The 14293-nt window shown below is 71.1% G+C and carries 13 protein-coding genes and 1 pseudogene; 6 read left to right on the forward strand and 8 right to left on the reverse strand.

Annotated features, from left to right (window positions below):
- The 4 genes and pseudogenes from ABF401_RS03820 to ABF401_RS03835 form a co-directional block, all read left to right on the forward strand.
- Positions 1-359, forward strand: a pseudogene (locus ABF401_RS03820) (hypothetical protein); the annotation flags it as partial.
- A gap of 168 nt (positions 360-527) precedes the next feature.
- A complete protein-coding gene (locus ABF401_RS03825; protein WP_353508214.1) occupies positions 528-1049 on the forward strand; it encodes a GNAT family N-acetyltransferase in 522 nt (173 codons plus the stop codon).
- A 22-nt stretch (positions 1050-1071) separates the two neighbouring features.
- Positions 1072-1632 (forward strand): YdeI/OmpD-associated family protein, encoded by a 561-nt coding sequence (locus tag ABF401_RS03830; RefSeq protein WP_353508215.1) that lies wholly within the window; start codon positions 1072-1074, stop codon positions 1630-1632.
- 8 nt (positions 1633-1640) lie between these two features.
- The gene (locus tag ABF401_RS03835; RefSeq protein ID WP_353508216.1) at positions 1641-2129 is read left to right on the forward strand and encodes a hypothetical protein; all 489 of its coding nucleotides are present in this window, start codon (positions 1641-1643) and stop codon (positions 2127-2129) included.
- A gap of 28 nt (positions 2130-2157) precedes the next feature.
- Here the strand turns inward: ABF401_RS03835 and ABF401_RS03840 are convergent, their stop codons facing one another.
- The 6 genes from ABF401_RS03840 to ABF401_RS03865 form a co-directional block, all read right to left on the reverse strand.
- Positions 2158-3321 (reverse strand): VWA domain-containing protein, encoded by a 1164-nt coding sequence (locus ABF401_RS03840; protein WP_353508217.1) that lies wholly within the window; start codon positions 3319-3321, stop codon positions 2158-2160.
- On the reverse strand, positions 3305-5536 hold the full coding sequence (locus tag ABF401_RS03845; protein WP_353508218.1) for a DUF5682 family protein: 2232 nt from the start codon (positions 5534-5536) through the stop codon (positions 3305-3307). The genes ABF401_RS03840 and ABF401_RS03845 overlap by 17 nt, the downstream gene beginning before the upstream one ends.
- Positions 5533-6627, reverse strand: a complete 1095-nt coding sequence (locus ABF401_RS03850; RefSeq protein ID WP_353508219.1) for an ATP-binding protein — start codon at positions 6625-6627, stop codon at positions 5533-5535. The genes ABF401_RS03845 and ABF401_RS03850 overlap by 4 nt, the downstream gene beginning before the upstream one ends.
- Positions 6624-8120, reverse strand: coding sequence for a DUF5691 domain-containing protein (locus tag ABF401_RS03855; RefSeq protein WP_353508220.1), 1497 nt, complete (start codon positions 8118-8120; stop codon positions 6624-6626). The genes ABF401_RS03850 and ABF401_RS03855 overlap by 4 nt, the downstream gene beginning before the upstream one ends.
- A complete protein-coding gene (locus ABF401_RS03860; protein WP_353508221.1) occupies positions 8117-9439 on the reverse strand; it encodes an SWIM zinc finger family protein in 1323 nt (440 codons plus the stop codon). The genes ABF401_RS03855 and ABF401_RS03860 overlap by 4 nt, the downstream gene beginning before the upstream one ends.
- A gap of 72 nt (positions 9440-9511) precedes the next feature.
- Positions 9512-10288: a TetR/AcrR family transcriptional regulator gene (locus ABF401_RS03865; RefSeq protein ID WP_353508222.1), complete on the reverse strand. Its 777-nt coding sequence runs from the start codon at positions 10286-10288 to the stop codon at positions 9512-9514.
- A gap of 84 nt (positions 10289-10372) precedes the next feature.
- On the opposite strand from ABF401_RS03865, the gene ABF401_RS03870 reads away from it, so the two are divergent.
- Positions 10373-10780 carry a VOC family protein gene (locus ABF401_RS03870; RefSeq protein WP_353508223.1) on the forward strand — a complete coding sequence of 136 codons (408 nt, stop codon included), beginning with the start codon at positions 10373-10375 and terminating at the stop codon, positions 10778-10780.
- 80 nt (positions 10781-10860) lie between these two features.
- Here the strand turns inward: ABF401_RS03870 and ABF401_RS03875 are convergent, their stop codons facing one another.
- Positions 10861-11697 (reverse strand): hypothetical protein, encoded by an 837-nt coding sequence (locus tag ABF401_RS03875; protein WP_353508224.1) that lies wholly within the window; start codon positions 11695-11697, stop codon positions 10861-10863.
- Positions 11698-11870: 173 nt separating this feature from the next.
- Between ABF401_RS03875 and ABF401_RS03880 the strand changes: the two genes are divergently transcribed.
- Entirely contained in the window at positions 11871-13106 is a 1236-nt protein-coding gene (locus tag ABF401_RS03880) for a S8 family peptidase (protein WP_353508225.1), read from the forward strand.
- A 75-nt stretch (positions 13107-13181) separates the two neighbouring features.
- Here ABF401_RS03880 and ABF401_RS03885 read toward each other — a convergent pair whose 3' ends face one another.
- The gene (locus tag ABF401_RS03885) at positions 13182-14234 is read right to left on the reverse strand and encodes an alpha/beta hydrolase family protein (RefSeq protein WP_353508226.1); all 1053 of its coding nucleotides are present in this window, start codon (positions 14232-14234) and stop codon (positions 13182-13184) included.
- Between the last annotated feature and the right edge of the window lie 59 nt (positions 14235-14293).

Consider the following 14293-nt stretch of genomic DNA (forward strand, 5'->3'; position numbering starts at 1 on the left):
CCCGCGAGGACCAGCTCGCCGCCGAGCTCGAGGACTGGACGATCACCGCGCACCGGATCGCCTCGCTGGCGGTACGCCGTCACAAGCCGATCTGGCTCGTCATCGCCGTGACCAAGACCGACCTGTACCCCGATGCCGTTGACGAGGTCGTGCGGTACTACTCGCCGGGAAGTGGCTCGCCCTTCGGTGACAAGGTCGACGCCCTGCGGTCCTTGGCAGGCGGCGCGAAGCTCTCGGTGGACGTGCTCCCGGTGTCCAGCCAGGGCGGCGATCGCAAGTCGCCCATGCCAGCCAAGCGCGCCGGCGCCATGGTGGATGCCCTGGCGGCCCGCCTCGCCCAGCTCAGCGGTCACGCCTGAGCCAGTCCAAAGACTCACTGGACCGATGATGCGGATCCCGCGCCGGGCAAAGGTAATTGGTGTCGTCATCTCCGTGGTGCTCGCGGCTTTCCTGGCGGCTGCAATGAGTCGCTCACTGCCGGAGGACCAGTGCAGTCGCCCCCTTTCCGAGCGCGTCGGGGGATGGGTGTGCCCCGGCTGAGCGGCGCCGAAGACCCGGTCATCACCATCCGCACTGCCGTCCCAGCGGATCTGCCCGAGCTGCAGCGGGTCTTCCGGTCTGCGTCCTTGTCCAATGCCGGGGACGCACCGCAGTTGCTGGCCCGGCCCGAGTTCCTCCACTTCACGGGCGAGGGGGTCGCCCAGGGCCGCACCCGTGTAGCGGTGGCCGGCGGACAGGGCAGGGCAGCGATTCTTGGCTTCGTCACGGTAGTCATGGGACAGGGCGGCGAGCCTGAGCTCGAAGACGCCTTCGTCGATCCCCCGTGGCAACGGCGAGGTGTCGCAAGGCGACTCATCGAGGACGCCGTTCGTGCGGGACACCTGTCCGGGCACCGGCGCCTGTGGGTGACGGCCAACCCGCACGCGGCCGCCTTCTACGCGGCCGTTGGGTTCGTCGGGAGCGAGCAGGTCGCGACCGAGCTCGGCCCGGGGCTGCGCCTCCATCTCGACATCGAGGTGGCTAGGGTCGACCCCAGAGGCACTGAGTGACGGCACCTATGGAGGTCTGGGCATGCCACCCCGCACCCGCTCGACTGAGCTGACGACGATCAGCTTCGTCGCGGAGCTGTCCACCATCGAGGGCACGACCCTCGTGCGCTTGCCGGACGAGGCCAGCGAACAGCTCCCATCGCGTGGCCAGGTGGCTGTGCGCGCATCGATCGGCGGGCATCACTTCGAGACGGTCGTCGAGCCGGACGGCCGACGTGGCCACTGGATCCGCGTCGACCACGGCCTCCAAGAGGTCGCCGGAGTCCGACCGGGCGACAGTGCCGAGGTCACCCTTCAGGTGGCTTCCGAGTGGCCCGAGCCAGAGGTCCCCGACGACCTCGCGACGGCCCTGGGCGAAGCAGCCTCGGAGATCCGCGATGCGTGGGAGGACATCACGCCGATGGCGCGCTGGGAGTGGGTCCGCTGGGTCCAGGCGACGAGCAACCCCCAGACACGGCACCGACGGGTTGAGGTGAGCCTGTCGAAGCTGGCCAGCGGGAAACGGCGTCCGTGCTGCTTCGACCTGGCCTCGTGCACCGATCCGAGCCTCGCCAAGAGCGGGAAACTGCGCGACGTCTCCTAGGGGTGGGTGTGGGCATTCGATCGCGTCACGTCGGGATGGCCGGCGTGCTCCTTGCCTTGGGAGCGTGCGGACAAGCGCCTGCCGGCGACCCGGGCGAGCTGACCGCGTCGCCCTCAGACCCCGGCGGCGCCGTGCACCTCGCCGCCTCACAGACGTGTACGCCGGGTTCCGTGGCCGAGTGCCAAGCAGTCGGCGACGAGCACGTCGTCGTTGCCCCATCCGAGTTCACCCGGGTTGGGGTCACCACGGCCACGCCCGCTGCGGACGGCAGCGCCGCCGTCGAGGTGGTTTTCGACGCTGCGGGCGCGGCGGCGTTTCTCGAGGCCTCCAGACAGGCGGCCGACAAGGGGGAGAGCGGACGCCTCGTGCTGAGGGTCGACGACCAGGTCATCTCTGCGGTTCGAGTGCCGAGTGCCGTTGCGGTGACGCAGCTGCACATCTCCCTGCCAGACCATCTTCAGCCGCAGGACGTGGTCCGCCAGATCGGCGAGAGCTGAACCGCGCCCTTGCCAAGTGGACTGGCGCTCAGTCCTCGTCACCATGTGCCGTCACGATGTCGTTGGCTGCCGCCCAGACTGCGATGTCCCGGCGTTCGATGGCGGTGGCCATGAGGTCCGGGAACTGGTCCGGAGTGCAGGCGAAGGCCGGCACCCCGACAGCGGCAAGGGCCGCCGCATGGTCCGCGTCGTAGCTGGGCCTACCGGAGTCGCTCAATGCGAGCAGGGCGATCATGGTCGCTCCGGCACCAGTGATGGCCGCGGCCCTTCGCAGCATCTCTTCGGCGATCCCGCCCTCATAGAGGTCGCTGATGAGCACGAGGATGGTCTCGTTCGGGGCGGTGATCAGGCCCTCGCAGTAGGCCAGTGCCTGGTTGATGTCGGTCCCGCCGCCCAGCTGGACGCCGAAGAGCACGTCCACCGGGTCATCGAGCTCCTCGGTCAGGTCGACGACCTGGGTGTCGAAGACGACCAGCCGGGTGGAGACGGATCGGAGCGAGGCAAGCACGGCACCGAACACGCTCGAGTAGACGACGGACTCCGCCATCGAGCCCGACTGGTCGATGCACAGGATGATGTGGCGCTCGACGCGCTGGGCGCGCCGGGCGTGGCCGACCAGCCGCTCCGGGATGACCGTTCTGTGTTCGGGTTGATAGTGCTTGAGATTGGCGGCGATGGTCCGGTTCCAGTCGATGTCGGACTGCCGCGGCCGACGGGTCCGCGCTGCTCGGTTCAGGGCCCCGGTGACGGCCTGGACCGTCTCGGCTCGGAGCCGCTCCTCCAGCTCGTCGGTGACCGTGCGGACGACGGCGCGCGCCGTCGCCCTGGACCGCTCCGGGATGACCCGGCCGAGGCCGACGAGGGTGGTCACGAGGTTGATGTCCGGCTGGACCGCCTCGAGAAGCTCGGGCTCGAGGAGCAGCTGGGTCAGGCCCAGCCGGTCCATCGCGTCGGCCTGCATCACCTGGACGACCGAGGAGGGGAAGTAGCCGCGGATGTCGCCGAGCCAGCGCGCGACCCGGGGCGCCGAGGCGCCGAGGCCGCCACGGCGCTCGCCGTCGTAGAGCTGACGGAGCGCCTCGTCGCGACGCAGGTCGTCTGCACCCAGGCTCGCGGCCTCGCCGATCCCGTCTGCGGCGTCACCGCCGAGCACGAGCCGCCAGCGGGTGAGCCGGTCACGCTGATCGGTCACGCGTCACCTCCAGGCCAAGGAGTCGGGCGACTGCTGCGACGGCCGGGGCGGCGCGCTCGGGGTCGAGGTCCTGTGACTGCGCTGGCCGAGCTCGGTGCCCGCTGCGCAGCGACGTGAGGTGGGCGCCGATCTGGCGGCGCTCGCTCGGCTGGTACCGGGAGAAGGTCCGTCGCACGAGCGGCAGGAGGTCCTCGAACGCCTCGTCGGCAACCGAGGCGAGCCACTCGTCGACGATCGCGAGCAGCTCGTCGTTGTGCAGCAGCAGGAGGGCCTCGCCGGCGAGGAAGCCGTCGAGCCACGATGCCGCTGTGGGCCCTGGCACCGCGTGGGAGAGATGTCTCGACAGGCGCCTCGCCGCTGTCGTCTGGTCGATCTCGCCGACGTCGAGGAGCAGCCGGTTGGCCCGCCCGGACACGGCCCCATGGATCCGGTCGTCGGCGGCGACCTCGGCCAGGGCCTGGTGCCACGGCCTGCGCAGCTGCGGGTCGTCCATGAGCGCCACACCGCGGTGAGCCGCCTCGATCGCGGTCCGCATCGCATCGGCACCGTCGTCGTCGAGGCTGGCGCAGGCGGCACGCAGCCCGACAGACGCCCGGACGACGACGGTGGCGAGGACGTGAGCGACCTCCGCGACGTCGACTTCGCGGACGTCGCCATAGCGGCATGTGCGCGCCAGCGGCTCGACGGTGCCGAGCAGGGCCACGGTGTCGTGCTGGCGGGCCGTCCGATCGGCGAGTGTGGCCACGACGGAACGGAGTGCGGTGGGGAGGTCCGCGAGGAGGCACTGCTCGATGAGCCGTCCCAGGGCGGCGAGATCAGTCGACTGCTCAGCCAGCTCGGCGACCTTGGCCTCCGTCGCCGAGGAGACGGTGTTGCCGTGCAGGCTCGCCTCGATCACAGCCACGGCGAGCTCGGGATACCACTCGAGCTGCCAGGCCTCCTTGAAGGTGCCGGTGGTGCGGCCGGTGTCGACGCGCTCACCCCAGCCGATCCCGAGGAGCGTCAGCCGATGGAGCAGGACGGATCGGGCCAGTTGCGGCCCCCGCCTGAGGTCGAGTTCGACGACCGTCGCCGTGGTGCTGGGTTTGAGCCGCAGCGACCGCTGTTGGCGCGCCAGGTCCGCCGCGAGCGGCACCATCGGCGTCGACTCGGGGACCTGACCCAGCTCCTCGCCGACGACGAGGGTGCGGTCGATGAGCTGGAGAGGCAGGTCCGAGCCCTCGGTGAGGGTGGCCCGCGTGGCATCGGTCAGCTCGCTGAGCCCGACCGAGGGCCGGCCCCGGACGGCGGCCAGGGCTTCCGCGAGCCGGGTGGCCTCGACGACTGATGCGGTCGAGGCGTCGAGTCGCTCGTCGCGCAGGGCGTGCGCCACCCGGACGAACCAGGAAGGCACGACGGACTCCTCCGGCGTGATGAACAGGTGCCCGTACCAGCCCGGCGAGCGCACGCCGGCCCCGTAGCCGGAGGTGTAGGCGAGCTTGGCCGCCGACCACGGGACCCAGGTCGCCGCGACCTTGACCCTGGGCAGCTTGGCCAGCAGCGCGTTGTCGCTGCTGACCGTGGGGAAGAGCGACGGGTCGAGCGCGGGCGCGTGGTACGCCCCGCAGACGACCGCGATGCGCTCGGCACCCTCCCGTTGTGCCCTGCGGATGACCTTGCGCATGGCGGCCTCGCGCCGCGCGTTCTCGAGGTCGTCCTCGCGCCCGTCGGAGGCCCGGACCTCGGCCATCGCCGTCGCCAGCTGCCGGAACTGCTCGAGGCTCGATGACCTCCGGTGCTCGATGACGTCCTCCCACCACCGCTCGGGATCGTCGTAGCCGGCGGTCCTCGACAGCAGCGTCAGCGGATCGACCACCGGGTCCGCCCGACCGGCCCGGTCCGCACCCGGCTCGGGCCACAGCGCCAGCGCGTGGCTCGCAGGGAGGTCGGCGAAGCCCACCGTGACCCCCCGCTCGATGGCCCACCGCAGCGCGACCCACTCGGGGGAGAAGACCGCGAAGGGATAGAAGGACGACAACCGAGGTGTGTCCGCCACATAGACGAGAGCCGCAACGGGTGGGACGAGGGCGGGGTCACCGGCGAGCGGGATCAGGGCATCGAGCTCGGGTGGCCCCTCGATGACGATTCGGTCGGGGGCGAGCTCCTCCAGTGCGCTGAGCACCGACCGGGCCGAGCCCGGGCCATGGTGCCGCACCCCGAGGACTTCGACCGTCATGCCAGCTCGCGACACGCCCGGTAGAGGTCGGACCACTCGCGCCGGTCCTTGACCACGGTCTCCAGGTACTCCTGCCAGACGATCCGGTCCTGGACCGGATCCTTGACGATGGCGCCGACCAGTCCGGCGGCCACGTCGTCGGCTCGCACGACGCCGTCACCGAAGTGCGCCGCCAGGGCTGCGCCATTGGTCATGACCGAGATCGCCTCCGCAGTCGACAGGGTCGCGGAGGGTGACTTGACGGTGGTGCGCTGGTCTGCGGTGACGCCGGAGCGGAGCTCGCGGAAGACCGTGACGACGCGCTGGATCTCCGCGAGCGACTCCAAACCCTCCGGGAGCTCGAGGCTGCGGCCCAGGGCGGCGACGCGGGTCCGGACGATCTCGACCTCCTGGTCGAGTGTGTCGGGCAGGGGCAGCACGACGGTGTTGAACCGTCGCTTGAGCGCCGATGAGAGGTCGTTGACCCCCTTGTCGCGGTTGTTCGCCGTCGCGATGACGTTGAAGCCCTTCTGCGCCATCACCTCCTCGTCGAGCTCGGGGATGGGCAGGTGCTTCTCCGAGAGGATCGTGATGAGCGCGTCCTGCACGTCGGCGGGGATCCGGGTCAGCTCCTCGATCCGCACGAGCGAGCCCAGGTCCATGGCGCGCATCACCGGGCTCGGCACGAGCGCTGCCCGCGTCGGCCCCTCGGCCAGCAGCCGGGCATAGTTCCACCCGTACCGCAGCGCCTCCTCCGGCGTCCCAGCCGTGCCCTGCACGACGAGGGTCGAGTCACCGCTGATGGCCGCGGCGAGGTGCTCGCTGACCCAGGTCTTCGCCGTGCCCGGAATGCCCAGGAGCAGGAGCGCGCGGTCCGTGGCGAGGGACGCCACCGCCACCTCCATGAGTCGGCGCGACCCGAGGTACTTCGGCGTGATCTCGGTGCCGTCGTCGAGCCGCCCGCCGAGCAGGTAGGTCGTGACCGCCCACGGGGACAGCCGCCACCGTGGTGGTCGCGGCCGATCGTCCACGGACGCGAGCGCGGCGAGCTCGGCGGAGTTGGCGTCCTCGGCGTGAGCGCGCAGAACCGTTGTCGTGGGGGATTCACTCATCCGAAGGCCTCGCTGATCGATCGCTTGACGGAGTGGAACTGGAGCAGGTTGCGCAGGTGGGTGGCGACGGAGGATTCGTTGCGAGCCCGCGCGAGCCACGCCTCGAGGGCCGGAAGGGCATCCCGGTGCAGGCCCGACAGCAGCTGCGGCATGGCCTGCGGCAGCTGGACGGCCGGTGCCCTCAGCGTGCCGAGCCGGGCGAGCACGGCGAGGCTGAACTCGGCCGACCACGGCGGGGGCACCGCTGCGAGGAGAGCGGCGACCGACGGGCTCGTGTCGGTCGCGAACCGGGCCAGCACGACGGCCTCTCGCTCGGGGGCCGGCAACGCCGGGACGAGCTCCGGATCCCACACGCGCGTGAGGACCGCGGCTGCCCATACGGGGTCTCGCCGCAGGCGGACTGCTTGCCGTATGCCGCTGAGTGCGTCCTCGTCGGACAGCCGGCTCACCGTCGTGGCCGGGTCCCATCCCGTGGCCGCGGTCCAGACGCCGAGGGGCGCACCGGCGGCGATGCGCTCGAGCCACCAGCCTCGGACCGACCGACGGCCGGGTGGCTTGCCGAGCCCGTCCCGCACACCGGCCGCGTCAGGCGGGTCGGGCAGGGCCAGCTCGAGGGTGCGCTTGAGGACGCCCCTCGGCTGGATGAGGGGCCGGAGCCGTTCGGCCATCCGCCCGGCGCGGCCCGAGCCGGGGAGCCCGTCGAGGAGCCTGGCCGCGGCTTCACGGACCGACGCAGCCCGATCGTCGAGCGCCCGCTCGAGCAGCGGCTCGTCCTCGGGTCCGAGACCGACCTGGAGGGCGCCCACGTGGGCCGCCCGGTCCCGCGCGCTGTCGGACCGCCATGTCGACTCGACGAGGCTCCGGGCCCGGGCGGGGTCGTCTGCGCGCAGGACCGCCAGGACCGGGAGCCGCTCCGCTGAGGGCAAGCGCGCCCAGTCGACCTCCGTGTGCTCTGCGGCCGTGGACCGCGCGACCGCCCCCGACAGCGCGTCGGGAACCCAGGACCAGTCCGGCCGCTGAGCGGCGAGCCACTCGCCCCGGCGGTCGAGCACTGCAGCGGCCGGGCCGCGGAGCCGCCTGGACGCGGTCGCGAGGTCGAGGACCGTGGGCAGCAGCGAGTGCGGCACCCGGCGCCCGGCAGCCGCGGCGGCGCCGAGCCAGTGCAGCACAAGACCGTCGCGCTGCTGCGCACCGGCCGGCGGATGGGTCAGGACGAGCTCGAGGAGCTGGACCGCGAGCCGCCCGGCGGCGGGCCGTTCATCCGCGGTAGCCGGCGCCCTGGGGGTCAGGCGTTCCGGTCGTCGACCGGCCCGGAGCGCTGCCGCTCCGAGGGCCGCCGAGCTGAGCAACGCCTCCTCCGACCGTGCTTCGGGATCCAGGGCAACGGAGAACAGTCCCAAGGGGGGCAGTGCCGGCACCGGACGCCGGGCCGTGCCCAGGAGCGCGACGGAGCCGAGGTCATGCCACCAGTCCGCGAACGGCTGCTCGCTCATAGGGCCACCAGCTCCCCGTCAACAACCGCGGACAGCGGTCTGGCCCGCTGGCCCTCGAGCTCGGCGAAGAGGTCGGTCGGGTGTCCGCCGGTCAGGGCCAGCAGCGGCCACACCGGGCTGTCCTCCGTCAGCCGCAGGGCATCGCCCACCTCGTCCACGAGAGCGCCCGCCGCACCCTCGAGGATCGTCGCCCGGACGTGCGCGAGGGCGACCGGCACGCGCCACGCCCACGGGTTGACGGCCCACGTGGCGGCGGCCTTCGCGTGGGCGGCATCGACCGAGGCGACGTCCGCGAGACCAGCCCTCGCGTCCGTCACGACGGGCTCGTCGACGAAGAGGGCCCGGTGCACGGCCTTGCCGGGATATCGGGCGAGGGTCGCGTCGAGGACCGAACCGACGACCCGGGCCATCGGCAGCACCTGTCCACCGGCCGCGAAGTCCAGCACCTGGACGGTCTCGCCGGAGGCCTCCCCACGCAACCACGTGCGCTGCTGCTGGAGCCGGCCGTCGTCCGTGCGATGCGCCCCGAGGACGGTCCACCGGTCGGTGAGGGCCTCACGCTGCCGCACCGACTCCGTCGGGACCGACCAGCCCAGGACGGTGCGCAGGTCGCCCGCAGCGTCGTCGTCCGCAGCAGCTCTTTGCGACCAGGCCCGCGTCACCGTCCACCACCGGCCCATGGCGGCGAGGAGGTGGTCCGGCCAGTCCGGGCGGGTGGCGACATCGGACGCCATCGACCGGACCTGGTCGGCCAGACCGGGCAACTGCGCGTCGACGAGCCGGGCGGCGGTCGTGTCCCACCAGGCGTAGGGCTGGGAGCGAACCGACGCCGTGCCACCCCGGGCGAGGTCGCCGAGCCACCGCGCGAAGTCGTCGATGCCTGATGTCATCAGGGCGAGCCGCTCCTCCAGCCGCTTGGCCTGCGCTGTCGGGTCCGGTGCTCGGCCCGCTCGCGCTGCCCCCGCCGCCGAACTGCTGGCTGCGCGTGCCGCGCGCTCCGCCGCCCACTCGGCGGCGAAACCGGCCGCCTCGGCGGCGTCCCTGACGGAGCCGGAGCCCTCGACCCAGAGCATGAGCAGGGCCAGGCCATGCTTGCAGGGAAACTTCCGGCTCGGGCAGGTGCACCGGAAGGCGGGCTCGGTGAGATCAATGCTCACCTGGTAGGGCGTCTTGCCCGAGCCTTGGCACTTGCCCCACACGAGGGTGTCGGTCGACCCTGTGTCCGACCAGGGACCGGGGCGCGCGAGCCTGCGCGCGGCCGCGACCGAGGAGGCATCGGGGGCCAGCGCGGCGACCTGTTGGGGGGTCCACCGAGTCATGGTCTCGACATCATGACCGACGTCACCCACAGGCGGCGCGACACCCGGGCAATTCGACCACGCGGGCGCGGCTCAGTCGTCGATGATCGACGCGAGACCGTCCAGCGTCCGCGCCAGCCCGAACCGCCAGGCGTGCTCCGCACTCCACGACGAACCTTGAGCCGCGCCGGCCGCCGCCCCGACGCGGACTGCCCGGGGATAGGCGGCGGGGTCGAGCACCCGTTCGAGGAGGGGCTGGTTCGCGGCCCACCATGCCGCGTCCGACATCGCCGTGTCCCTTGTCGTGCGGGCCGCGTCGTGGGCAGCCCGGGCATGTCCCTGGACGAAGCCCAGGAGATGGGCGAGCGCCGCGTCCGCCGTCACGTCGTCCAGTCCGGTGCCGTCGAGTGCCGCCAGCTCGTGCTCGTACTTCGCCATGAGGCCCGGCCCGAGCGGGGGCCGGCTGAGGACGGCGACCTCCGTGAGCCAGCCGTGCTCGGCGAACAGGGCTCGGTTCGTCTCGGCGACGCGCTCGAGCCGGCGCCGCCACGTCCGGATGCGCCATACGGGTCGCGGTAGCTGGAGGTAGAGGCGGTCCACCATGAGATCGAGGAGCTCGGCCTTCCCCGGGACGTAGGTGTAGACGGACATGGTCGAGACGCCGACGCGCTGTGCGACGGCCCGCATCGTCACGCCCGCGAGACCTTCGGCGTCGGCGAGGGCGATCCCGGCGTCGACGACGGCGTCGACGCTGACGCTGCGACTCGGCCCACGTCGCCGCCCTTCACGTCCGTTCTCCACGGGGCCACCGCGCCAGAGGAGGGCGAGGGTCCTGCTCGGGTCCCCCGCGCCAGTCGATGTGTCAGCCAAGGGAACCATCCTCCCGCGTCAATGGTTGTACATCATACGTTATACAACGTACAGTGTTATGTCCGCCGTAACGACAGGAGCCCCATGAAGATCACCGCCTCAGCGATCTCACTCAACGTCAAAGACGTCCGCGCCTCGGCAGACTGGGCGGCCACTCATCTCGGCTTCAGCGAGGAGATGGCCGCCGAGGGCTTCTGCTCCCTCAGCCACCCGAAGGCCGGTTTCAACCTCATCTACCTCGCGACCGGTCTGCCGACCTTCAAGCCGGCCTCCGCTGCTGGGCACGCCGACGGGCTCCTTGTGGTCTTCACCGTCGACGAGATCGACGCCGAGTACGCCCGCCTCGAAGGCGAGGGCGTCACGATCGTCACCCCCATCGAGACGGAGCCCTGGGGCGAGCGATACTTCCAGATGACCGATCCCAACGGGGTCGTCTACCAGCTCGTCGAGTGGGTCGGGCCGACGGACGCGGAGTACGCGACCCAGCAGTAGCACCACTGAGCGGTATGCCGCTGAGTGCACTCAGCGGCATACAGCTCGTTCGTCGTGGCGGGCTCGCCTGCCCGAGTGGCTCAGTTCTTCTTGCCCTTGAGCTGGATCTGGTTCTCGGCGAAGTACTCCGAGCAGAAGACGGCGCCGCATGCAGCCGACAGCGTCGCGCTGATGGCCTTGCCGCCCTTGAAGAGGCCGTTGTCGCCGATCACCTCGAGCTCCCAGGGTCGGACCGTGTCGTCGCAGGTGACCTCGGTCCCGTTGAAGCCGCGGATGAGCAGCCGGCCCACGCGCTGGGTGACCTGCGCCTCCAGGAACGCGAACTCGGCGTCGCTGCCGCACAGGATCGTGCCGGAGATGATCGCGGCGCCGGTCTTGGAGTCGAAGCGGCCCGTCGTGTTGACGGTCACGTCGAGTGCCGGCGCCGGTGGTGCGACGTCGAGGGTGAGCTCCATCTGACCGCCGTTGCCGGCGCCGTCGGTCTGGTCGTCGATGACGACGATGTAGTAGGTCTCGTTGGCGACGGCATCCCAGACGGCCCCGCCTGGGCCGCAGTCGAGGACGGTGAAGCTTCCCGGCGCGCCGGTGGCCACGAAGACGCCGGCGCCGTAGTCCGACGCCCTCGCGTCCGCAAACACGACGTTGTCCTGGGTCGGCGTGAATGAGAACCAGACACTCGCATCCATGGCCGGCGGGACGCCGCACACGTCCGCGCCTGCAGTGGAGAGATCGGCGTCGTCGGCGTCGGTCGTCGCCTCGGTCGTGTTCTCACTGGTCGAGAACGGGAACGAAGCGATGGCCTCCGCTCCGGGATAGGTGTCATTGCTCGGTGGTGCCGCGAGCGCGGGCGATCCCATCACTGCGAGCGAGGTGAGGGCGGCTGCGAGAGCCGCCAGGAACCGACGTGAAGCCTTCATCGACCTTCCCCTTCTGGTCCTGGCGCCAGGCGCCGGTTCCCAACGTCGCGCCCCTGCGCCGTGAGTACGGTTTCAGCCGTTGGGCCGCGTGACCCAGGTCACACGCTCTACGCTACTGACTGGGCCTCCCACGTGCAGGGGAACGCCTCGAACTCGGGGGATAGGGGACAACCATGGGGTTCAAGCGCCGCTCGCTGATGTCGCTCCTGCTCGCTTCGACCGTGGGCGCGACTGTCGCCGTGACCGGCTGGGCCGCCTCGGCCGCAACACCCGCCGGCACATACATCCGCCCTGCCGACGCCGCGGCGTCCTTCATCGTCTCGCTCCGGCCCGGTGTCGACCCGGCCCCGGCAGCTGCCGACCTGGCCCGCTCCAAGGGCGCGGCGGTCGGCCACGTCTACCGGCACGCGCTGCGGGGCTTCTCCGCTCGCCTCACACCTTCGGCTCTCAAGGCGGTGTCCAATGACCCGCGTGTGGCGGCAGTCGTGCCCGACCGGGAGCTGCACATCACAGCCCAAACGGCTCCGGCTGGCATCGCGCGCATCGGAGGCACCGGGAGCTCGGCCGCATCGGGCGACGGGCGCGGCTCGGTCGACGTCGACATCGCCGTCATCGACACGGGCATCGACCCGGGGCATCGGGACCTCAACGTCGTCGGCGGCGTCAACTGCGTCACCGGCAACCTGAGCTACAACGACCTGAATGGCCACGGCACCCACGTCGCAGGCACGGCAGCGGCCAGGGACAACAAGATCGGCGTCGTCGGCGTCGCTCCCGGGGCCCGGCTCTGGGCGGTGCGCGTCTTCGACTCCAACGGCAACGGCCTCACCTCGTCGGTCATCTGCGGGATCGACTGGGTCACGGCGCACGCCGGGACCATCGAGGTCGCGAACATGAGCCTCGGCGGTCCTGGTGGCGCGGGTTCGTGCACCGACGGTGGGATGCGCGAGGCCATCTGCAGGTCGGTCGCCGCGGGTGTCACCTACGTCGTCTCGGCCGGCAACTCCGGGAGCGATGCCGGGGGCTTCGTGCCCGCGAGGTATCCCGAGGTCATCACCGTGTCCGCGATCACCGACTTCGATGGTGAGGCAGGCGGATTCGGTCCACCTACGTGTGCGTACGGCACCGACGACGCCTTCGCCGGCTTCTCCAACTTCGGTGACGCCGTCGACCTCACCGCCCCGGGCGTCTGCGTCCTGTCGACGTGGCGCGGAGGGGGCTATCGGTCCATCTCCGGCACCTCGATGGCGAGCCCGCACGTCACAGGTGCGGCTGCGCTCTACCTGTCCACCCATCGCGGCGCCTCACCAGCTGCAGTGAAGGCGGCGCTCATTGGTGCGGGGACCTTTGACTGGTCTGGCGACCCGGACGGCGTCCAGGAACCGCTCGTCAACGTCGCCGGATTCTGACCCGGCCACACGACCACTGAGCGGTATGCCGCTGAGTGCGCTCAGCGGCATACGGCCGTGTGTTCGTGGTTTGCGTCAATCGCCGAGGTTCGCGTCGAGGAAGGCCTCGGTCCGGCGGATCGAGAGCGGCCACTGGGACGTGAACGTGTGCCGCTGACCCTCGTAGACGTCGAAAGTCACCTGCTTGCCCGCCTTCTTGAGCGCGGCCACGGTCTCTTCGGACCACTCGATCGGGCAGCTCTCGTCGGCGGTGCCGTGGTGGATGAGGATCGGGTCGGTGATCCGGTCGAAGTACGTGCGGGGGCTCATCAGGGCCCACGTCTCGGGGGACCGTTCAGGCGTCCCCAGGCGCTGGATGATCTTCCGGGCGTCGCCCTGCCGGTCGGTGTCGCGGCGCACCCACATGTTGAAGTTGTCAACGGCATCCGAGCTCACCGGCGCGTAGGCGACGGCCGCCTTGAAGAGTCCCGGCTTGGCGACGACTGCCTCGTAGACGACGCCGCCCCCCATCGACCGCCCCACGATGCCGATGCGATCGGGGTCCACCGATGCGAACTGCTGGAGTGCCAGGCCAGCGTTGATCGCGTCGATCGCATAGCCGACGCGAAGGTTGGCACCGTTCTCCGGGTCGTCGCCCGACTGGGCATGGTTGCGGTAGTCGATGTGGAGCGTGACGTAGCCCTGCCGTGCGAGGTAGTCACGCTCGCGGAGCATGGTCGCGCCGTTCGTGTACTCCTCGAGGGGGACGTAGCCGTGGGCGAGCACGACGGCGGGGAAAGGTCCCTGGCCGCGCGGGACGTTGATCCGGCCGGAGATGGTCAGGCCGTCGCCCTGGTACGTCGCGTAGTACTGCCGGTAGGCGCTCGTGCTGCCGCTCTCGCGGCCCAGCCTGAGGTTGCGGCCGTCGTAGTCCTTGTCGATGAGGGCCTGCATCGATGCCGGGTCGGGTGCCGCGGTTGTCGTGGCGCTGGGAGTTGGGGCGGTATCTCTCGTCGCGACGGTGGTCCGGGTCGCGACGGTGGTCCGGGTCGCGGCGCTGGGGGCGGCGGCCTCTCCGCCACCGCCCGTGCAGGCGCCGACGGCCAGCAGGGCCGTCAGCGAGATGCCGATCCAGGCGTGCCTCCCCACACCTCAGTGTCACCGCTCAGCTCCCATCGGCCAAGAAGGTGCTCCTCATCCGATCTCAG

The sequence above is a fragment of the Intrasporangium sp. genome (assembly GCF_040414665.1).
Lineage (GTDB): Bacteria > Actinomycetota > Actinomycetes > Actinomycetales > Dermatophilaceae > Intrasporangium.

Excerpts from the sequence above, each read along its gene's own strand:
- ABF401_RS03830 (WP_353508215.1), top strand. The coding sequence starts at position 1,072 with ATGCCACCCCGCACCCGCTCGACTGAGCTGACGACGATCAGCTTCGTC.
- ABF401_RS03845 (WP_353508218.1), bottom strand. The coding sequence starts at position 5,536 with ATGACGGTCGAAGTCCTCGGGGTGCGGCACCATGGCCCGGGCTCGGCC.
- ABF401_RS03850 (WP_353508219.1), bottom strand. The coding sequence starts at position 6,627 with ATGAGTGAATCCCCCACGACAACGGTTCTGCGCGCTCACGCCGAGGAC.
- ABF401_RS03855 (WP_353508220.1), bottom strand. The coding sequence starts at position 8,120 with ATGAGCGAGCAGCCGTTCGCGGACTGGTGGCATGACCTCGGCTCCGTC.
- ABF401_RS03860 (WP_353508221.1), bottom strand. The coding sequence starts at position 9,439 with ATGACTCGGTGGACCCCCCAACAGGTCGCCGCGCTGGCCCCCGATGCC.
- ABF401_RS03870 (WP_353508223.1), top strand. The coding sequence starts at position 10,373 with ATGAAGATCACCGCCTCAGCGATCTCACTCAACGTCAAAGACGTCCGC.
- ABF401_RS03875 (WP_353508224.1), bottom strand. The coding sequence starts at position 11,697 with ATGAAGGCTTCACGTCGGTTCCTGGCGGCTCTCGCAGCCGCCCTCACC.
- ABF401_RS03880 (WP_353508225.1), top strand. The coding sequence starts at position 11,871 with ATGGGGTTCAAGCGCCGCTCGCTGATGTCGCTCCTGCTCGCTTCGACC.